The organism is Streptomyces sp. NRRL WC-3742 (assembly GCF_000720635.1).
GTDB lineage: Bacteria > Actinomycetota > Actinomycetes > Streptomycetales > Streptomycetaceae > Kitasatospora.
The window spans coordinates 83064-102590 of record NZ_JOCF01000016.1 but is presented as its reverse complement, the minus strand read 5'-3'; the positions used below and the strand labels follow the sequence as shown (position 1 = coordinate 102590).

Below are 19527 nucleotides of genomic sequence, written 5' to 3'. Positions count from 1 at the left end.
TGCTGACTCGCACGGGGCCCCCGCGTGCGCCCGTCCATCCGTCAGCGGTCAGTCCCAGCGTGATCTTCCGCTGCGATTTCCCCTGCGACGCCTCCTCGTAGATCCGTTCGATCATGGGCCAGCGCTTGCTGCCCTTCAGCTTGCCCTTCTTCGTGACCTTCAGCCCATCAGGCGGCGTGCCGAGCCACTTCCCGGCGTCCCGATCAACCGCCTTGGCGTCCCTGACCTTCTCCGACAGCAGACGGCTGTACTCACGCGCCTGCTCCGCCTCGGCGACAATGCGCATCCGGTCGGCGGGCACCTCGGTATCCAGCCGGTTGAGGTAGAAGCACAGCCTCCTCCCCTGCCTGTCGAGGACCTTCAACACGTCACCCGCGCCCTTGCGGGAGTACCGCGAGGAGTCATAGACCCACAAACAGTCCGACTCACCTTCGAGAAGCGCATGCACCGCCTCGTCGAACTCCGGACGCTCGACCCCAGCCTTGTAGGCAGACAGGTTCTCCCGGAAGACCCGCCGGATCGTATAGCCGTTCCGCTTGCCCAAGGCTCGGCCCTGGCTCTCCTGGGCCTTCAAGAACAGGATGTCGCGGGTCGCGGCTCCCCGGACCACCTGGGACTTCCGAAGCGGAAGATCCAGGTGTTTCACCTTGCCAGCCATTGCCCCACTCCCCGATCAGTGGAGCGCGTCAGCATCCAGAGGTGGACACCTGACTACGCGAACTGGGGCGGCTACTGTGCCACCGTCAGCCAGGCGCTGCGCACGCACTACGGCTTCCCGGCCGAAGCCTGCGCCTTCTTCGACTTCTTCGCCCAACCCGCAACCGAGCTGGAGCAACAGGCTTCCGACGCCCTCGGCCCCGAACCCCTGGACCCGGCCACAGTGGCCACGGCGCGGGAGTACGGGCTGCTGCTCCAGGCGTACGAACACCTGTTCTGGGACACCCTCGAGGCGACCACCCGCTGACTCTCCCGCCTGGGAAACGGAGCCCGACAGGAGGAGGAGTAAGGAGAAGGAGGAGCCCGGCCCGACCCGCCACGGGGTCGGGCCGGACCGTCACGCCTGCCAGTGCGGCTTTCCGCTGACCATCCGGCAGGTGATGACCCGCCCGGCCGCGTCGTGGGTGTTCTTGCCGAGGTCGCCGCTGCGGCAGAACTGCCCTGCCTCGTAGCAGTTTCCGGCGTTGGAGCGGATCTCGCAGGAGCCCCCGGCGGCGGCCGCCGTCTGCGGGGGCTCGGCGGCGGTGGGCGGCTTGGCCGTGGTCACCTTCGGCTGCGGCGCGGGCGGGGCCGGCGCCTTGGTGGCCGGCGGCTGCGCCGCGGACGGCCCGGCGGGCGCCGGCGCGACCGGCGCCGTGGTGGCGGGCCCGGCGGGCGTGACGGGTGCGACCGGCGCGGCGGCCGAAGTCGTGGGCGCCGCCGGGGTGGTGACGGCCGCCGGCGAGGCCGCGGTCGTCGCGCCGCCGCCCGGCGACGGGTCGCAGGCCGCCAGCGCCAGGGCGACGGCGAGCACCGCGCCGAGCCGGCCGAGCCGCCCGGATATCCGTGAAGACATGGAGGAGAACACTCCGTTCCGTGTGGGTGAGGCGTGCGATTCAAGCAGAGCGCGCACACCGGTCGGCCACGAAACCGGCATCCGTTGACGGATCGAGACCTTCCGGACACGGAGGGGATCGCGAGGGCAGGCCGAGGGCAATCCGAGAGCCACGGCGTGGGGCACGGCGAGGGGCGTTCCGAGGGGTATAGCGCCCGAGGGCGGGGCGTTTCGACAAGTTCCGGCCGTCGCGGCGCGGTGGCTACGGTTCCGGCAACCCCCACCCGAGCGAGGAGATCCCCCATGCTCCGCTTCCGTACGCTCACGGTCGCCGCCGCCCTCGCGGGCGTCGTGCTGACCGCCGCTCCGGCCGTCGGCGCCCCGGCCCCCACCGGTGCTGACGAACCGTCCATCGCCGCCGCCCTGTCCGCCCCCGCCGGTCGGACCCCCGCCGCGCCGCCCGCCTTACTGCGGGCGTACGAGCGCGACCTCGGCCTCTCCCCGCAGGCCGCCGACGCGCGCCTCGCCCACGAGGCCCGGGCCACCCAGGTGCGCGACGCCCTCGCCCGTACGCTGCACGGCAGTTGGGCCGGCGCCTGGCTGGAGGGCCAGGACGCGACCCTGGTGGTGGCCACCACCGACGCCTCCGCCGCCCGGGCCGTCACCGCCCACGGCGGCCGGGCGAGCGTCGTCCGCCACACCCTCGCGGTGCTCGACGGTGCCAAGCAGGCGCTCGACCGGGCCTCCGACGCCTCCTCGCCCGAGGCGACGCCGCTCTGGTACGTGGACGTCAAGGCCAACACCGTGGTGGTGCAGTCCGCCGACGAGGCCCGGACGGAAACGTTCCTGCGGCAGTCCGGTGTGGACCGCGCGCTGGTCCGCGTCGAGCGGGCCGCCGCCGCGCCGCGCCCGCTCGCCGACCTGCGCGGCGGCGACGCGTACTACATCGACAACGCCGCCCGCTGCTCCATCGGCTTCCCCGTCACCCAGGGCGGCCAGCCCGGCTTCGTCAGCGCCGGCCACTGCGGCCAGCCCGGCTCCAACGCCACCGACGCCTCCGGCTACTCGATCGGCACGTTCCAGGGCTCGACCTTCCCCGGCAACGACTACTCCTGGGTCGCGGCCGGCTCGGACTGGACGGCCCAGCCGCAGGTCAACGACTACGCGGGCGGCGCCGTCACCGTCGCCGGCTCGGCCGAGCAGTCGATCGGCGGCTCGGTCTGCCGCTCCGGCTCCACCACCGGCTGGCACTGCGGCACCGTCCAGGACCTCGACGCGACCGTCAACTACGCGGAGGGCAGCGTCTACGGCCTCACCCGCACCACGGTCTGCGCCGAACCGGGCGACTCCGGCGGGTCGTTCATCTCCGGCAACCAGGCCCAGGGCGTGACCTCCGGCGGCTCCGGCGACTGCTCCTCGGGCGGCGAGACGTACTTCCAGCCCGTCAACCCGATCCTCGGCGTCTACGGCCTGACCCTCGCCACCGGCTGATTTTCAGTACCGGCTGACCCTCGCCATCGGCTGACGCTCGTGACCGGCTGACGGACAGTCAGCGACGCAACCTTGACGTCCGGCGCTCGAAAGCCTCCGGCCGGGCGGTCTCCACGGCGCTGGAGACCGCCCCGAGGAGCACCGCGTCCTCCCCCAGGAGGCTCGCGGCGAGCGCCGGACGCAGCGGGGTGAGCCGTTGCAGGGCCTGCTCCAGCGGTTCCAGCAGCAGGTCCGCGCTGGCCCCGAGGCCCCCGCCGACCACCACCACGTCCGGGTCGACCGGCGGTCAGACCCGCCTCCTCGATCGCCTCCCGCCCGGCGGCGACCACCGCGTCCGCGACGGCATCGGCCGTACGTCCCCGGTTGGCGACGGAGAGCCGGGCGACCACCGTCCCCGCCAGGTCCGCCACCGCCACCCGCAGCCGGGCCCGGCCGATGTCCACGCCGAGCACGTGCCCGGCGCCCGGTTCCACCTCGTACTGCACGGCGGTGCGGCCCCGCTCGGGCGCCACCAGCCCCGCCTCGCGCACCAGCCCGGCCCGCTCCAGCTCCGCCAGCGCGGCGGAGACCGTCGGCTTCGACAGCCCGGTGTCCCGCGCGAGCTGCGCCCGGGAGGAGCCGCCGCCGGTGCGCAGCAGTTCCAGCAGCAGCCACTCGTTGTTGCTGCGCAGCCGCTGCCGGTTCCACGGCACCACCGGCACCACCGGGGCCCACGTGGCCCCCGCCTGCGGGCGGCGGGTCATCGCTTCCTCCGGGTCATCGCTCTGAAACGCGTACGCAGAGTGCGGACGCGGAGTGTTACAACACTGCCTCCGAGCAGTCAAACTTTGGCCCTCCTATGGGCGCGGCGCGCCCGGGCGCGTGATCATTGACCCATGCAGTTCCGGCACCGAAAACGACGCGGCGCAGCCTCGGGCCCGCGCTCCCTGGCGGAGACGGCCGCAGCCCTCGCCGCCACCCTCGGTTCGACCACGGAGGGTGACCGAAGCGGTGGTCCGGACCTTCGCCTCGACGTTCTCGCCGACGCCCCCGTCGGCCTGGCCCTGCTCGACGAGCGGCTCCGCTGGCAGTACCTCAACCCCGCCTTCACCGCCGCGACCGGGCTGCGCCGCGCCGATCTGCTGGGCCGCCGGGCCGAGGCCACCGCCTTCTCCGGTGCCGTCCCCGTCCTGCGCGGCGTCCTCGCGGACGGCCGGGACCGCGAGGACCGCACCGGCGGCCCCGACGGTGCGGGCCCGCCCGTCCCTCCGGGCCTGCGGCTGCGCTACCGGGCGCTGCGCCGCACCGGGCGCGCCGTCGGGCTGGTCGTCGCCGTCCTGGACGAGGCGGCGCCCATGCACCGGCCCGCCCCGGCCCACGCGCGGCTCGCGCTGCTGGAGGCCGCCGACGAGCGGATCGGCACCACCGCCGACCTGGGCACCACCTGCGCCGAACTCGCCGCCTTCGCGGTGGACGGCCTCGCCGACCTCGCCGTGGTGGACGTCCTGCCGCCCGAGGCCGAGCCGTCCCGCCCGGGCCGGGGCGTCCCCCGGCGCCTGCACCGCGCCGCCGTCGACACCGGCCCCGCACTGCCGGCGGCCACGCCGGGCCTGCCGCAGCCCGGCGAGACGGTCCGCCACCCGGAGGGCTCCGCCGCCGACCGCGTCCTCGCCACCGGCGTCGCCGCATTCACCACCCCCGGCCCGCAGGACACCCTGCCCGCCGAGGCGGCCTCCCTGCTCGTGCTGCCGCTCACCGCCCGGGGCCGCCTCGTGGGCCTCCTCACCCTCGGCCGCACCGCCGCCTCCCCCGCCTACACCCCGGAGGACGCCGACCTGTTCGGCGCCCTCACGGCCCGGGCCGCCACCGGCATCGACCACGCCCGCCACTACGCCCGCTCCCAGGGCATCGCCCTCGAACTCCAGCGGGCGCTGCTGAGCGAGCCCGGCAACCCGCACCAGAACCTCACCCTGGCCTCCCGCTACCTGCCCTCCGGCAGCAGCTCGGTGGTCGGCGGCGACTGGTACGAGACGGTGCGGCTGCCCTTCGGGCGCACCCTGCTGGCCATGGGCGACGTGATGGGGCACGGGGTGGAGGCCGCCGTCGACATGAGCCACTACCGTTCGGCGCTGCGCGACATCGCCGGGATGGACCTGCCGCCGCACCGCATCCTGCGCCAGCTCGACACCGTCATCGCCGCCGACGAGACCGCCCGCCCCGCGACCTGCCTGCTGGCCCTCGCCGACCCCGGCCGGGGCCGCTGGACCCTCTCCAGCGCGGGCCACCTGCCGCCCGCCCTCATCGCACCCGGCCGTCCCACCGAACTGCTGCGCATCCCCACCGGGCCGCCGCTGGGCACGGGCCTGTGCGGCTACGAGCAGTCCACCCACCCGCTGCTGGACGGGCAGACGCTGCTCCTCTACACGGACGGCCTGGTGGAGCGCCGGGGCGAGGACATCGACACCTCGCTGGAGCGGCTCGCCGACCTGCGCCTGCCCGCCACGGGCAGCCTCGACGAGCTCCTCGAGGCCGCCCTGAATGGGCTGGCCGGCGGCGCGGCCGAGGACGACATCGCCCTCCTCGCCGCCCGGCCCACGCCTCGGGGCTGAACCCTTCTCGGCGGGCGACAGCTCTCAACGGCGGCCGAAGATCCGCTTCGCGATGCGGACGATGCCCCAGATCAGCAGGATGACCAGCAGGATCAGGAGGATGACCACGACGAGCAGGAACTTGCCGAGCTTGGCGAAGAAGCCGGACTTCTTCTTCTCCTTGGCCGCGAGGTGCGCGGCGGCGTTTTCGCTCTGACCGACCTTGACCGTCTCGACGGCCCCGGCGGTCCCGACGGCCTGAACGCCATGGGAACCCTGAGCGCCCTGGGCACTCTGCCCGCCGTTCCCGGCAACAGCCCCCGCGACGGCCGCGGGCCGGGAGGCGGCCACCGCCGTCGCGCTCGACGCCACGGCGGTCAGGCCGGTGGCGGCCAGCAGTGCCACCAGGCCGCCGGCTATCGAACGTGTGATCCGATCAAGTGGTTTTCTCATCTGCACCTTGTATGCTCCAGTGAAGTTTTACACCGATGTAAAAGTTTAGCGATGGGCCCGCCGGGCTCGGCTGCGGCCCCCGCCACGCCGGCCCCACCGCTCGGCCGGGGGTTCCGTGGCAACTGTGGAGGATGACGACGTGTCTGGTCGCCGGGGTTCCCCCGCACCCGAGATTCCGCCGACCGATTCCGGCAGCACCCGGGCAGACCGTCGCAAGGCGGACAAGAGCGGCGGCCGTGCCAAGCCCAAGCCCAAGCGCAGCACCAAGCAGAAGGTGATCTGGGTGACCGCCGGCTGCACCGCGCTGCTCGTCCTGGCCGGCGGAGCCGTCTACTACCGCCTGAACAGCAACATCACCACCTTCGACGGGGACGCCCTCAGCAAGGACCGCCCGGATGCCGCAGCCCCGGACGCACAGGGCCGCACCCCGGTGAACGTCCTGCTCATCGGCTCCGACAGTCGCGGCAACGGCAACAGCGACCTCGGCGGCGGCGGGGACGGCGGCGCCCGCTCGGACACGGCGATCCTGCTGCACATCTACGCCGACCACAAGCACGCGGTGGGCATCTCCATCCCCCGCGACTCCCTGGTCACCGTCCCGTCGTGCAAGCTCCCCAACGGCAAGTGGACCAAGGAGCAGCCCAACGCGATGTTCAACAGCGCCTTCTCGGTCGGCGACACCGAGAAGGGCAACCCGGCCTGCACCCAGAACGCCGTGGAGAAGCTGACCAACCTGCGCGTCGACCACACCATCGTCGTGGACTTCAACGGCTTCGCCTCGATGACCAAGGCCGTGGGCGGCGTCGAGGTCTGCCTGCCCTCCGACATCCACGAGGGAGACCTCAACCCGAACCTGGGCAAAAAGGGCAAGCTGCTCTTCAGCAAGGGCAAGCAGAAGGTCGAGGGCCAGGCCGCACTCGACTACGTGCGGGTGCGCCACGGCATAGGCGACGGTTCCGACATCGGCCGCACCAAGCGCCAGCAGGCGTTCATGTCCTCCCTCATCAAGGAGGTCAAGTCCCGCGGCATGGACCCGACCACCCTGCTGCCGCTGGCCGACGCCGCCACCAGCTCGCTGACCGTCGACCCGAGCCTCGGCTCGGCGGCCAAGCTGATGTCCTTCGCCATGTCGATCAAGGACGTCGACCTGCACGACATCAAGTTCCTCACCACGCCGTGGCGCTACGAGGGCCCCCGCGTCGCCCTCGTCCACCCCGACGTCGACCAGCTGTGGGCCGCGCTCAAGGCGGACCGCACCATCGACGGCCAGGACGCCAGCGCGCAGTCCCCCACCGACGGCGGCACGGCCGCGCCCACCGCCCCCGCCGCACCGACCGTGCCGAGCCCTCCCGCTCCCGCGGACCCGAAGGCCGCCGAGGTGAAGGTCACCGTCCTCAACGGCAGCGGCGCGACGGGCCTGGGCGGCAAGGCCGCGGAGACCCTCAAGGGCGCCGGCTACACCGTCGCGAGCGTGGGCAACGCGCCCGGCAAGAGCCGGGCGACCACGGTCGTCGAGTACGGCACCGGTGGGAAGAGCGCCGCCGAGGCGCTGGCCAAGCTGTTCCCCGGCGCCACCGTCCAGCCGGGCGGCACCGCGAAGGGCGTCAGCGTGGTCCTCGGCCACGACTACGCCGCCGCCAACCCGGGCGCCGGCACCAGCGGTTCCACCCCCGGCGCCCCGGCCGCCCCCGCGCCGCTGCCCACCAGCGTCGCGAGCGCGGCCCGCTCGGCGGACGACGACCCCTGCGCCAACATCTCGTACGGCTGACGGCCGCCTCTCCGTGCGGACACGACCGCGGGGCGCCACCCGGGAGTCCGGGGTGGCGCCCCGCAGTTCGTCACGCGATACGCCCCGGCGTCAGCGCCTGGTGCCGCAGGACGGGCAGAACGCCGCGCCCTCCGGGACGTCCTTGTGGCACGAGGTGCACTGGACGGGCTGCGCCAGCCGGAAGCCGCAGCCCGGGCAGAACGGCGTGCCGTGCGTCTCGGTCTGGCACTGCGGACAGACCAGCTGGCGCGGGGCGTTGACGTCGAACTCCGCGCCCGCCGCCTGCCCGGCCTTGAACGCCCGCTCGGAGACCGCGTCGTTGAGCCCGCGCCGCTGGGCCGCCAGCGCCTCGGCGGCGGTGTCCGGGGCGCAGGTGAAGCAGAGGCCCTGGTCGGAGTTGAAGCAGCGCCCGCACACGTAGGTGGTGCAGCGGGCGCAGCGGTTGAAGTGGTCCTGGGCGGTGTCGATCGCGCGCTGGAAGGCGGCGTCGCGCGAGGTGCCCCAGGTCTGGCCGGCGAGGCCGTCCGCCGCGTTGCTGATCGTGTTGGCGTTGCCGCCTATGAGGTTCCAGGCCGCGCTGACGCCCTTGCCCAGCCATCCGGCCACCTGGCCCGTCGTGAACCGTTCGAACGGCGACCGCCAGGTGTCGGAGCAGCGGTAGCAGTAGAACTCGAACTGGAAACCCGCCCCGGTGCCGTACTGTTCGCACAGGTCGCGGTAGTTGTTGCTGAAGTTGATCTCGGAACTCACGTCGTCCCCGGAGTGGAGGGTTGCCTGATCGGCGGTCGCTCCCAGGGACGATAGGGCTCGCCGATCGGTTCCGCCAAGAACCTTCCGCACAGCGGGCGTTCACGAACCACCGCTCCGTCCGCGAGGGGCCCGTTCCAAGCCGCTTCCGTGCCGTTTCCGAACCCCTTCAAAGCCCCTTCAGAGACCGTTCAGAGCCCCTTCAGAGACCCGAGACCGGCAGGACCAGCACCGTCGACGGGTCGAACCGCCGCCAGTGGGCCGGCTGACCGCTGCGGGCGATCCGCAGACGGCACCAGCGCCCGCCCGTGCCGTCGTGCCACCAGCCGCTGATCCGTCCCGGTGCCCAGGAGCCGTCGCCGAGGTCCACCTCGACCGGCTGGTAGACCCACTCGACGCCCGGGCCGTCCGCCCCCGGGCCTGCGCCGCCGCCCGGCGGGCCGCACCAACTCTCCGTCACGGGCCGAACGCTACAGCGGCGTAGAGCTCGGCGGAGGCGGTTCCGCCGATTCCGGATGCGCCGATCGCGGGTGGGTCGATCCCGGGTGCGCGCTCAGCGGCCCCGCGAGGCGCCCTTGCGGGCGCGGCGCCGGCGCCACAGGGCAACCGGCACCACCGCCGCCAGGGCTGCCGCCTCCGGGCCCGCCGGGGCCCCCACCGGGGCGGCCGAGCCGCCGGGCGCGTCCGGAACCCTGTCGAAGGTCGAGGGCACGGGCAGGGTGGACCAGTTCGAGATCGGCCAGGCGACGACGAAGGCCCGTCCGATCACGTCGTCCACCGGCACGAAGCCGTCCCCGGTCTCGTTGTGGTGCGGGCGCGAGTCCCGCGAGTCGTTGCGGTGGTCGCCCATCACCCAGAGCTTGCCCTTGGGGACGGTCACGGTGCCCACCGGGTCGTTGTCGCAGGGCTTGGCGCCCGGGTAGACGTACGGCTCGTCCAGCGCAAGGCCGTTGACCTTCACCGGGCTGCCCGCCTTGCACTCCACGGTGTCCCCGCCGACCGCGATGACCCGCTTGATGAGGTCCTTCTCGTCCCCCGAGGGCATCAGGCCGATGGTGCTCAGCACCTTCTGCACATTCCGGCCGAACGAACTCCCGGAGCCGGCCGGCGAGCCCTCCAGCCAGCCGCCCGGGTCGTGGAAGACCACCACCTCTCCGCGCTCGGGCTCGGCACCGAACCAGGGGGTGAACTTGTCGACCAGCACCCGGTCTCCCTTGGACAGCGTCTGCTGCATGGAGCCGGAGGGGATCGAGAACGCCTGCACGAAGAAGGTCTTGATGCCGAGGGCGAGCAGCACGGCGATCACGACGAGGATCGGCAGCTCCTGCCAGAACGTCAGCTTCCGGCGGGGCCTGCGTTCTTCGGCGGAATCGGTGGCCTTCGTACCGCCGCCCTCGCCCGGTTCCGTGCTCTGCCGCACACTCATTCCCTCGGCCCCTCCCGACGGCCCGACGGGAGGCCCGGAACGGGCAACCCCCTTGTGGGGGAACGAACCTACCGAACAGAGGTTCCCGGCCGGGCGCGGACGTGGATCCGCTCGCCCTGCGGCCCGAACAGGCTGAGGAACTCCACCGGTTGGGGGCCGGCGTTGCCGAAGGCGTGCGGGGTGCGGGTGTCGAACTCGGCGGCCTCCCCGGCCGCGAGCACCAGGTCGTGCGGGCCGAGCACCAGCCGCAGCCTGCCGGAGAGCACGTACAGCCACTCGTAGCCCTCGTGCACCTTGAGCTCCAGGTCGGGCCCGGTGCCCTTGCCCGGCGGGACGATGTGCTTGTACGCGTGCAGGCCCCCGAGGTGGCGGGTGAGCGGCACGATCGTCTGGCCGTTCCTGGTCACCGGGCGCGGGTGGATGCGCGGGTCCCCGGTGGCCGGGGCGCCGACGAGTTCGTCCAGCGGCACCCGGTACTCCCTGGCCAGCGGCAGCAGCAACTCCAGGGTCGGCCTGCGCTGGCCGGACTCCAGGCGGGACAGCGTGCTGAGCGAGATCCCGGTCGCGGCGGACAGTTTGGCGAGCGTGGTGCCGCGCTCGCGGCGCAGCGCCCGCAGGCGCGGGCCCACCGTGGTCAGGACGTTGTCGAACTCTTCGTCGGCCATGCCTGCCATTCGCCGGGACGGCAAGGGCGGTTGTCAATCCGGCACACCGGTGACGCCGGGTGACGGCGGTTGACGCCGCCGGGGCGGGCAGCCGCACCGGGCCGGTCCCGTGAAGGCTGTCCATCCGTCAGATTCCGTGGCGTGGCGGATGGTTGGCCATGTCAACGATGTCGAGGCAACATCCTGGTTAAGCTGCGGAACATGACTCTTTCTGGGAGACGCACCGCTGTCGTGGTCGGCGGCGGGCTGGCCGGCCTGACGGCGGCCTGGGCCCTGCGGGGGTTCGCCGATCGGATCGTCGTGGTGGAGCGGGACCGCTACCCGGAGGGTGTGGAGTACCGCCCCGGGGTTCCGCAGGCACGGCACGCGCACCTGGTGATGGAGGCCGGGCACCGCGCGCTGGAGGAGATGATGCCCGGCATCAGGCGGCAGCTGACCGACGCCGGTGCCCAGTTCGTGTCCGCCACCCGTGACCTGCGGTGGCTCAGCTCGGCCGGGTGGATGGCCGACTACGACCCGGCCTCGGTCTCCTTCCTGTGCTGCACCCGGCCGCTGCTGGACAAGGCGGTGCTGGACCGGGTCCGCGCCGACGGGTCGATCGAGTTCCTCGAGGGCACCGAGGTCGTCGGACTGCTCGGCTCGTCCCGGGCCGTGACGGGCGTGAGGGTCCGGGCGCGCGGCGCCTCCGACGGTGGCGGAGACGGCGACGGCGACGGCGAGATTGGTGGCGAGGTTGGTGGCGGACGGGCCGGCGGCGGTCGCTCCGACGCCGTTCGCTCCGCCGTCGAGGAGATCCCCGCCCAGCTGGTGGTGGACGCGACCGGGCGCCGCGCCACGACGCCCGCGTGGCTGGCCGAACTCGGCTGCCCGCCCGTGCCCGAGGAGCAGGTCGACGCCGGGGTCGCCTACGCCACCCGCCTCTTCCACCGCCCGCCCGGCTTCGACCCCGGCTGGAAGTCGGCCTACATCCAGACCGCCGCACCCCACATCAAGACCCTCGGGGTGCTGATCCCCGTCGAGGGCGACCGCTGGATCGTCGGCCTCGGCGGCATGCGCGGCGCGGAACCGGAACCGGGCGAAGCGGGCTACAACAAGCTCCTGAACGAGCTGCGCCACCCGATCCTGAGCGAGGCCCTGCGCGACGCCGAGCCGGCGACCGAGGTCCGCGGCTTCCGCCCAGGCCCGAGCGTGCGCCGCCACTACGAACGGAGCCCGGTGCAGGGCCTGCTCGTCACCGGCGACGCGGCGAGCTCCTTCAATCCCGTGTACGCCCAGGGCATCACCGTCGCCGCGTTCGCCGCCCGCGCCCTGCGCCGCAGCCTGGTGCGGCGCGGCGACCTCGGACCGGCCACCGTCCGGGACGCCCAGCGCGGGATCATGGAGGCGTCCAAGGCCCCCTGGATGATGTCCAGTTCCGAGGACGTACGCTTCCCCGCCACCACCGGGGGCCCCAGCGGTGCGCTGATCCGGCTCCAGCACCGCGCCCTCGACCGGGTCCTGGCCGCCGCCACCCGCGACCCCGCGGTCACCTCCGCGTTCCACGAGGTGCTCGCCATGACCTCGCCCCCGAGCGCGCTGCTGCGCCCGAACGTCCTCGCCGGCGTCCTGCGCGGCTGAGCGTCCCGGCCCGCCTCCCCGGACCCCTCGGGGAGGCGGGCCGGGCGCCGAGGGCGCCCCGTAAATTCGGATGCGACCGTTCGGAGCGCCCGCTACCGTGACCCGCATGTCTACGCCCCGAATCTCCTAGCCGACGGACCCACTTCCACGCCACCCGTGTGTCCATCCGCTGTTTCGGAGCGTCATCCCATGATCACCACCCGTGGTGTCGACGTGCGCGTCGGCGCCCGCCTCCTGCTGTCCGACGTCACCCTGCACATCGCCCCCGGCGACCGGATCGGCCTGGTCGGCCGCAACGGCGCCGGCAAGACCACCCTGCTCGCCACCCTCGCCGGGCAGCTGCCGCCCGCCGCCGGGGCGGTCACCCGCACCGGCCCGGTCGGCTACCTGCCGCAGGACTCCCGGGCCGCCGACCCGGCCGTCACCGTCACCGACCGCATCCTGTCCGCCCGGGGCCTGGCCGAGGCCGTCCGCGCCCTTCGCGCCGCCGAGGAAGCGATGGCCCGCGCCGACTCGCCCGCGTCGCAGCGCCGGGCGATGGACGCCTACACCCGTGCCGAGGCCCGCTTCCAGTCCCGGGGCGGCTACGCGGCCGAGGCGGAGGCCGCCCGGGTCGCGGCCGGACTCGGTCTGCCCACCCGCGTCATGGACCTGCCGGTCGGCACGCTCTCCGGCGGCCAGCGCCGCCGCGTCGAGCTGGCCCGCATCCTCTTCGCCGAGCACGGCACCCTGCTGCTGGACGAGCCCACCAACCACCTGGACGCCGACTCCGTCGCCTGGCTGCGCGGCTTCCTCACCGCCCACCAGGGCGGCCTCGTCCTGATCAGCCACGACCTCGCACTGCTGGAGCACACCGTCAACCGGGTCTTCCACCTCGACCCGCAGCGCGCCGTGATCGACATCCACAACACCGGCTGGCGGGCCTACCTCGCCCAGCGCGCGGCCGACGAGCGCCGCCGCACCCGGGAGCGGGCCAACGCCGAGCGCAAGGCCGCGTCCCTCCACGCCCAGGCCGACCGCATGCGGGCCAACGTCGCCACCGCGACCACCGCCCGCAGCATGGCCCGGCGGGCGGACCGGATGCTCGCCGCACTCGAACCCGTCCGCCGGGCCGAACGCACCGCCCGCATCCGGCTGCCCGAGCCCGCCCCCTGCGGGCGGATGCCGCTGGGCGCGATCAGCCTGACGAAGTCCTACACCGGCCGACCGGTGCTGACGGGCCTCGACCTGGCCGTGGACCGGGGCAGCCGGCTCGTCGTCCTCGGCCACAACGGCGCCGGCAAGACGACCCTGCTGCGCATCCTCGCCGGCCACGAGACCCCGGACTCCGGCCGCGTCGTCCCCGGCCCGGGCCTGCGCCTGGGCTACTTCGCCCAGGAGCACGACACCCTCACCCCTCACCGCACCGTCCGCGAGAACCTCGCCCAGGCCGCACCCCACCTCGGCGACGGAGAGCTCCGCCACGTCCTCGGCGCGTTCCTGTTCCGCGGCGACGACGCCGACAAGCCCGCCTCGGTGCTCTCCGGCGGCGAGAGGACCAGGCTCGCCCTGGCCGGACTCGTCCACTCCGGCGCCAACGTCCTGCTCCTCGACGAGCCGACCAACAACCTCGACCCGGCCTCCCGCACCGAGGTTCTGGCCGCGGTCGGCTCCTACCCGGGCGCCATCGTGATGGTCACCCACGACCGCGACGCCATCGAGTCCCTCCGCCCCGACCGCGTGCTCCTCCTCCCCGACGGCGACGAGGACCTCTGGCACGACTCCTACCTGGACCTGGTCACCCTCTCCTGAGACCCGCCGAACTCGGCTACGCCCGCGCCTTGTTCGCGAAGATCGCGAGCAAGGCCGGGGTCGCCGGCGCCGATCTCATCGCGCGGATCACCGAGGGGTTGGAAGTGCGAACGAGTTAAAGGGCCTGCCTGAGCCCAACGAGCCGGAGTCTTGGAGCCCGGACCACCGGGTAGCGCTCGTGGTGTGCAATCCGCCCTGGCTGCCGCACCACGCCACCTCCGCCCTCGATCAGGGCGTCTACGATCCGGGCGGCCGGATGCTCCACGGCTTCCTGGACGGCCTCGCCACCCGACTCCTGCCCGGCGGCGAGGGCTGGCTGGTCCTCTCCGACCTCGCCGAACACCTCGGCCTGCGTACCCGCGACGACCTGCTCTCCGCCATCGCCGCCGCCGGCCTGCGCGTCCGGGGTCGGCTCGACACCCGCCCGAGCCATCCGCGGGCGACGCGCCCGGACCCGGCGGACCCCCTGCGCGCGGCGCGCGCCGCCGAGACCACCTCGCTCTGGCGGCTCGCCCCGGGCTGACCGCCGGTCACCGCCTGCGCACGGCCCGAAGCGACCGCTCCCACACGTGGGCATCCGGCCCACGACTCCCTAGCCTGGAGGAAAGAGGAGGCGAATCACCATGCGGGGAGAGCGAGACTTCGAGATGGGCCCGCAAGTCGACGGCCGCCCCGCCTCCAGCCCCTAGAGCCGGCTTGATCACCTGCCGTGCTGGGTTTCGGTCGACCGAGCTACACATTGGAGGGGCGCGCTTGCTGAGAGTCAGACTCGAAGAGACAGCTCGCCGCCTGCCCTCAGATGGTCCGGCAGACGGCTCCCCGGGCAACTCGACCCCGACGTACGTAGCCTGGCAGTAGGAGGCGATTGACATGCTTGGAGACGCACCCCTGGTAGCCATCATCCCAGCTACCGATTTGGCCCGCGCCAAAGCGTTCTACACCGACACCCTCGGCCTGAAGCTCACAGAGGAAAGCACGCACGAAGTCACCTTCCGATGTGGCGGCACCGAATTCGGTATATACGAGACGCCCAGCGGTGGCCAAGCCGCGCACACGCTCGCCAGCTTCAAGGTCACCGACCTCGACGCCGAGATGGCCGCCCTGCGTAGCCGCGGCATTACTTTCGAGGAATACGACTTCCCCGGCCTGAAAACCGTCAACGGTGTTGCCGAGGCCGATGACATGCGCGCCGCCTGGTTCAAGGACAGCGAAGGAAACATCCTCTGCGTGAACGAGCGCGCAGCCAAGTAGGCTCCGGCCATCCGAACGGACCTTCCACTACCTTCGCGCCAAACCGCCGCTGCTCCCCGCTTCGAAGCCAGCAGGCGGACGGCCAGCCATCCTCCGAATCGATCGAGATCGCGTCACCCTCATGATCGGCATCCCTCGCACGGGCCAGATGGCATGCAGGTCGGTTCGAACGTCGATGGCTCTGCGTGACAAGCGACACGGGCAGTCAGCACGGCGCTCCCATCCCCGCTCAACGCTCCTCACCGCATCCCATCGCCAAGGGCTCCACGTGTGCACTGGTTGTGAACGATCTTCCATGAGTCACAGAAGGTGACGAACCCCGATTCTTCCTAGGCGCGCGGGTCCTGCTCGCGGCGCAGGACCGGATGGGCGGTGACCGCCTGCGGACCGGCGGCGTGCCCAGCAGGGCCCTGCTGGGCACGCCGCATCGAGGCCGTTCCCGCCATCCGGCGGAAACGGCCTACGGCTTTGGCGCCCGGCACGGTGTCGCACCGTGCCGGGCGCCGTCAGTGGCCTGGTCCGGCCAGGCTGAGGGTCAGGACAGGACGGTCCAGCTTTGTCCGGCCGCAGCCGAGTTGGCCGGGTTGGTCATCCCCGTCGAGCCGGCGGTCGTGCCGGCGACGTCCAGGGCCAGGCCGTTGCCGACGTTGGTGATGGTCAGCGCACCGGCACTGTTCTGGGTGACCTTCCATTTCTGCCAGGGGTTGTTGGGCGACGGGTTGAGCAGGTAGGCGCTACCGACTCCGCCACCGCCCGCCAGCACGGTGTGCGTCTGGGCGGCGGTGTAGCAGTTGTCGGTGATCGTCACCGTGCCGTCCGTGTTCGGGGTGAACAGCCACTGCTGGGCGGCGCTGCCGCTCTGGTAGGCGTTGATGTCGGAGTTGCCGCCGACGCCGGCGTAGCAGCCCCCCTGGACCTCGAGCGCCTGGCCGCCGGCGCCACCGGCGCTGACCGCGTGGTACTTGCCGTCGCCGACGACGCTTGCCTGGTTGCCGCCGGTTCCGGTGCCGCCGCCCATGCCGATGCTTCCGCCGGTGATGCGGTAGAGCGCGACGCCGTGCGCGGGGATCCAGTTGCCGCCGAGAGTGCCGGTGGTGGTGCCGGTGGCGCCGCTCCAGATCTCGCGGTAACCGTAGCTGGAGCCGGTCAGGCCGAGGTCGGTGAAGCTCGCACTGGGCATGGCCCAGTTGTTCGGGTCCTGGTTGACCAGGGCGACGGCCAGGTCGCCGTTGGCCAGCCGGCGCTTGAGGATCACCGGCGCGGTCGGGGAGGAGGGCGGGCTGCCGACCAGGGTGGCGGGCTTGGCGAGGCTGTCCTGGTCGATGGCGATCATGTCGGGGTTCTTCAGGAGCGCCAGTGCGGAGGAGTTGATGCCGGTGGACCAGGTGTAGCCGTTCGCGGTGTGCTGCGAGTCGGCCGCGGTGCGCAGGTCGGCGCCGGAGACGAGCGGGGCGGCCATCATCGACAGGACGGACAGCTCGGTGCGCGACTCGTCGTCAGTGAACGGCTTGCTGCCCTTGTTGGTGTCGGTGACGCCCCAGATGCCGTTGATGTCCTGCCAGCCGGCGAACATCATGTCCAGGTCGTTCCAGCTGCCGGGGTGGACGTTGCCCGGGTACTTCAGGGCGGTCTGCAGCTGGCCGTTGTAGAGCACCCCGTCCAGCTCGCTGTCCCGGTCGCCGCCGATGCGGCACATGTTGGCGACCTGGCCGCACCAAACACCGGTGGGCGAGTAGCCGGGTGCCTGGTGCGGCTGGGTGCCGGCGGCCACGATCAGCGGGTCGGTGCGGGCCGGGTCGTTGGCGTTCAGCAGGTAGGGGATGCCGGTGTGCGCGGGCTGCGCGGACAGGCTGAGGGTCACCTTCGGCTTGCCCGTGGCGGCGGTCGCCGCGTCGAGGGCTCGCTGGAAGGTCTGCGTCCGGGCGTAGATGGACTGGGTGAGCTCCTTGCCCTCGCCCTGCGGGTAGTAGCTGTAGCCGTCGGGGCCGACGATCGTGGGGCCGTAGGGGCAGTCGTCGTACTTGACGAAGTCGACGCCCCAGGAGACGAAGTCGTTGGCGTCGGTGCTCTCGTGGCCGAGGCTTCCGGGGTGGCCCTGGCAGGTGGTGTAGGTGTCGGTGGCGTAAAGGCCGAACTTCATGTTCTTGCTGTGGGCGTACCAGGCCAGGTACTGGATGCCGTTGACGGTCTGGCCGTTGACGGTCTGCGAGGGGAAGTTGTTCGGGTCGGGCACCAGGTGTCCGCTGGTGCGGTCGTTGCCGGCGCCGTCGGTGCCGGAGACCGGATTGCCGTAGTTGTCGTACAGCTGCATCGCGTTGTCGGCGGTCTTCGCGAAGTCCGTGGTCTGGCCGTCGCGGTGGCGCGTCGACCAGCCGTCGTCGATGGTGACGGTGTTGTAGCCGGCCTGGACCAGGCCGTTGGCGGACATGAAGTCGATGGTCTGCTTGAGCTGGTTCTCGTTGACCTGGGTGCCCAGGCTGTTCCAGGAGTTCCAACCCATGGGCGGGGTAAGGGCGTTGCCGTTGCCGAGGGCCGCGGCCGGAGCAGCGGTGGCGAGGGCGGTGGCGCTGATGCCGGAGGCAGCGAGGGCCATGACGGCCAGCATGCCGGCGACGCGATGTGGCGATTTGCGCATGTGGGGGCTTCCCGAGGGGGTGGGCCGGGCGGGGCCGCCCGAAGGGCGGGCCTGGGCCAGGCGGGTGGGGGTGGGGTGCTCTGAGCTCTGGCCTTGCGATGTGCTGATCGGGACACGTCTGCGCCGGTGGCGCCACGAGGGGGCGTGACGACAGCTCAGACCGTCGTCATCGGCGGGGCGCTGACGTGTCGGAACCAGGCGGCCGCCTGGTGTTCAACGGTGTGACATATGATATTGTGCCACTTCGAAACCTACAAGAGTCAACACAACCACCCGCCTGAAGTTGGGTGCGGATGTTTGTTTTTGAGGGATAAGAACTCGGCGCGAGGAACGCTTGCGTCCGCGACTGCGTCAACGTCAGCGCCGGGGCCGGGTCGCGCGGCCGAGCCAGCAGGCGGTGGCGAGGCAGAGGGCGGAGAGCACGGTCAGGAGCACGGGGCGGCGGTGAGCCCGAGGTGGTCGATGGCCGTGCCGAGAGCGGGAGTGGCCGCGACGCCGCCGGGCGTACGCGTAGGGGGCGAGTGCCGGCACCGGGGCGAGGGCGAGGCAGGCGGTCAGCACGGCGCCCAGGGCGTCGAGCCGGCCCGCCAGCAGCAGCTTCACGGCCAGCCGGACGCGCTCGTTCTCGCTCACCACGTGCCGCACCAGCGCCCGCAGTTCGTCCGGGAGCCGGTCGACGGCGGCGGCGAGGCCGTCCTGCCGGAGGTCCCGGAGAGCGGGGAGTCCGAGCAGGCCGGCGGCCCGTTCGCAGCCTGCCCGCAGGTCGGCGTACGCGCCGTCGCCGAGGTCGTGCTTGACCCGGGTGTCGAAGACCAGCAGCCGCATCCCCCGGGCGGCCGGATCCAGGGGCACCTGATGTCGCCCAGGGTGCTGTACAGCCGGAGCCGGCCGTCCGTGCGGCGGCGGGCGGTCACCCGGGCGGTCTGCGGCAGGGCGATCGGCAGGACGAACCCGTCATTGCAGTCGGTGTGTTCGCCGATCAGGTTGACCCGGCCGGGGGCGGCCCAGACTCCGGTGGGGGTGGCGCTGAAGACGGATTCGAAGTCGGTCACGCGCCGACCTCCCTCAGGTGTCGGGCGGCCGCCTCGGGCGACACGTCGTTGACGAAGGCGTCCATGCCGGACTCCACCCCGGCCAGGTACTTGAGCTTGTCGGCCGTGCGCCGGATGGTGAACAGCTCAAGGTGCAGGGCGAGTTCGTCCCGCCGCCCGACCGGGGCCTGGTGCCAGGCGGAGATGTACGGGGTGCGGCCGCCGCCGAAGAGGCGGTCGAATCGGCGCAGCAACTCCAGGTAAATGGCAGGGAATTCGTCCCTTTGCGCAGCGTCCAGGCCGGTGAGGTCGGGTACCCGGCGGTGCGGGTACAGGTGCACCTCGTAGGGCCAGCGGGCGGCGAAGGGGACGAAGGCCGTCCAGTGCCCGCCGGCGAGGACCACCCGGTCGCCGTGGGCACGTTCGGCGGCGAGGAGGTCCTCGAAGAGGTTGCGGCCGGTGGCGGCGCGGTGTTCGGCGGCCGGTGGCGGGGTCGAGGCGGATCGCGGAGAGGCTGGTGGCGGCCTCCAGCGGCTGCCGGTCGGTGGCGTCGC

Annotated in this window: 16 protein-coding genes and 4 pseudogenes; 8 read left to right on the top strand and 12 right to left on the bottom strand. The window is 72.6% G+C overall.

The features are described 5' to 3' along the window. Positions 1-658: recombinase family protein (locus IH61_RS0112205; RefSeq protein ID WP_031068704.1), on the bottom strand; the 658-nt coding region annotated here is incomplete at its 3' end. 18 nt (positions 659-676) lie between these two features. Between IH61_RS0112205 and IH61_RS0112200 the strand changes: the two genes are divergently transcribed. After that, positions 677-964, top strand: a complete 288-nt coding sequence (locus tag IH61_RS0112200; protein WP_051836884.1) for a hypothetical protein — start codon at positions 677-679, stop codon at positions 962-964. Between the two features lie 90 nt (positions 965-1054). Here IH61_RS0112200 and IH61_RS46925 read toward each other — a convergent pair whose 3' ends face one another. Continuing rightward, a complete protein-coding gene (locus tag IH61_RS46925) occupies positions 1055-1552 on the bottom strand; it encodes a hypothetical protein (protein WP_158844928.1) in 498 nt (165 codons plus the stop codon). Between the two features lie 282 nt (positions 1553-1834). Here IH61_RS46925 and IH61_RS0112190 point away from each other — a divergent pair, with 282 nt between their 5' ends. Next, positions 1835-3022: a S1 family peptidase gene (locus IH61_RS0112190; RefSeq protein WP_031068700.1), complete on the top strand. Its 1188-nt coding sequence runs from the start codon at positions 1835-1837 to the stop codon at positions 3020-3022. A gap of 58 nt (positions 3023-3080) precedes the next feature. Here the strand turns inward: IH61_RS0112190 and IH61_RS50250 are convergent, their stop codons facing one another. Together IH61_RS50250 and IH61_RS50245 are read right to left on the bottom strand one after the other, a co-directional pair. Then, positions 3081-3287, bottom strand: coding sequence for a hypothetical protein (locus IH61_RS50250; RefSeq protein WP_420713900.1), 207 nt, complete (start codon positions 3285-3287; stop codon positions 3081-3083). A 22-nt stretch (positions 3288-3309) separates the two neighbouring features. Beyond that, positions 3310-3765, bottom strand: a pseudogene (locus IH61_RS50245) (MarR family transcriptional regulator); the annotation flags it as partial. Between the two features lie 132 nt (positions 3766-3897). Here IH61_RS50245 and IH61_RS0112175 point away from each other — a divergent pair. Continuing rightward, entirely contained in the window at positions 3898-5610 is a 1713-nt protein-coding gene (locus IH61_RS0112175; protein WP_051836883.1) for a SpoIIE family protein phosphatase, read from the top strand. A gap of 24 nt (positions 5611-5634) precedes the next feature. On the opposite strand, the gene IH61_RS0112170 is transcribed toward IH61_RS0112175, so the two are convergent. After that, entirely contained in the window at positions 5635-5994 is a 360-nt protein-coding gene (locus IH61_RS0112170; RefSeq protein ID WP_031068692.1) for a hypothetical protein, read from the bottom strand. A gap of 187 nt (positions 5995-6181) precedes the next feature. Here IH61_RS0112170 and IH61_RS0112165 point away from each other — a divergent pair, with 187 nt between their 5' ends. After that, a complete protein-coding gene (locus tag IH61_RS0112165) occupies positions 6182-7810 on the top strand; it encodes an LCP family protein (RefSeq protein ID WP_234327147.1) in 1629 nt (542 codons plus the stop codon). 90 nt (positions 7811-7900) lie between these two features. Here the strand turns inward: IH61_RS0112165 and IH61_RS0112160 are convergent, their stop codons facing one another. The 4 genes from IH61_RS0112160 to IH61_RS0112145 form a co-directional block, all read right to left on the bottom strand. Continuing rightward, entirely contained in the window at positions 7901-8560 is a 660-nt protein-coding gene (locus IH61_RS0112160) for a double zinc ribbon domain-containing protein (RefSeq protein ID WP_031068689.1), read from the bottom strand. 199 nt (positions 8561-8759) lie between these two features. After that, positions 8760-9017, bottom strand: a complete 258-nt coding sequence (locus IH61_RS40795; RefSeq protein ID WP_037972412.1) for a hypothetical protein — start codon at positions 9015-9017, stop codon at positions 8760-8762. A gap of 93 nt (positions 9018-9110) precedes the next feature. Then, on the bottom strand, positions 9111-9983 hold the full coding sequence (lepB, locus tag IH61_RS0112150) for a signal peptidase I (protein ID WP_078911033.1): 873 nt from the start codon (positions 9981-9983) through the stop codon (positions 9111-9113). A 68-nt stretch (positions 9984-10051) separates the two neighbouring features. After that, a complete protein-coding gene (locus tag IH61_RS0112145) occupies positions 10052-10648 on the bottom strand; it encodes a helix-turn-helix domain-containing protein (protein ID WP_031068685.1) in 597 nt (198 codons plus the stop codon). 201 nt (positions 10649-10849) lie between these two features. Here IH61_RS0112145 and IH61_RS0112140 point away from each other — a divergent pair, with 201 nt between their 5' ends. The 4 genes and pseudogenes from IH61_RS0112140 (at position 10850) to IH61_RS0112125 (ending at position 15307) form a co-directional block, all read left to right on the top strand. Beyond that, positions 10850-12265, top strand: coding sequence for an NAD(P)/FAD-dependent oxidoreductase (locus tag IH61_RS0112140; protein WP_031068683.1), 1416 nt, complete (start codon positions 10850-10852; stop codon positions 12263-12265). 189 nt (positions 12266-12454) lie between these two features. Continuing rightward, a complete protein-coding gene (locus IH61_RS0112135; RefSeq protein ID WP_031068681.1) occupies positions 12455-14056 on the top strand; it encodes an ABC-F family ATP-binding cassette domain-containing protein in 1602 nt (533 codons plus the stop codon). Positions 14057-14213: 157 nt separating this feature from the next. Beyond that, positions 14214-14579 (top strand): annotated as a pseudogene (locus tag IH61_RS40790) (methyltransferase); the annotation flags it as partial. 347 nt (positions 14580-14926) lie between these two features. Next, complete coding sequence (locus IH61_RS0112125) at positions 14927-15307, top strand: VOC family protein (protein ID WP_031068676.1); 381 nt, start codon at positions 14927-14929, stop codon at positions 15305-15307. 535 nt (positions 15308-15842) lie between these two features. Here the strand turns inward: IH61_RS0112125 and IH61_RS0112120 are convergent. From IH61_RS0112120 to IH61_RS0112110, 3 genes and pseudogenes are all read right to left on the bottom strand, one after another. After that, complete coding sequence (locus IH61_RS0112120) at positions 15843-17942, bottom strand: alpha-galactosidase (protein ID WP_078911031.1); 2100 nt, start codon at positions 17940-17942, stop codon at positions 15843-15845. 549 nt (positions 17943-18491) lie between these two features. After that, positions 18492-18994, bottom strand: a pseudogene (locus IH61_RS44405) (galactokinase family protein); the annotation flags it as partial. Continuing rightward, positions 18991-19455: pseudogene (locus tag IH61_RS0112110) on the bottom strand (galactose-1-phosphate uridylyltransferase); the annotation flags it as partial. The pseudogenes IH61_RS44405 and IH61_RS0112110, both read right to left, overlap by 4 nt. Between the last annotated feature and the right edge of the window lie 72 nt (positions 19456-19527).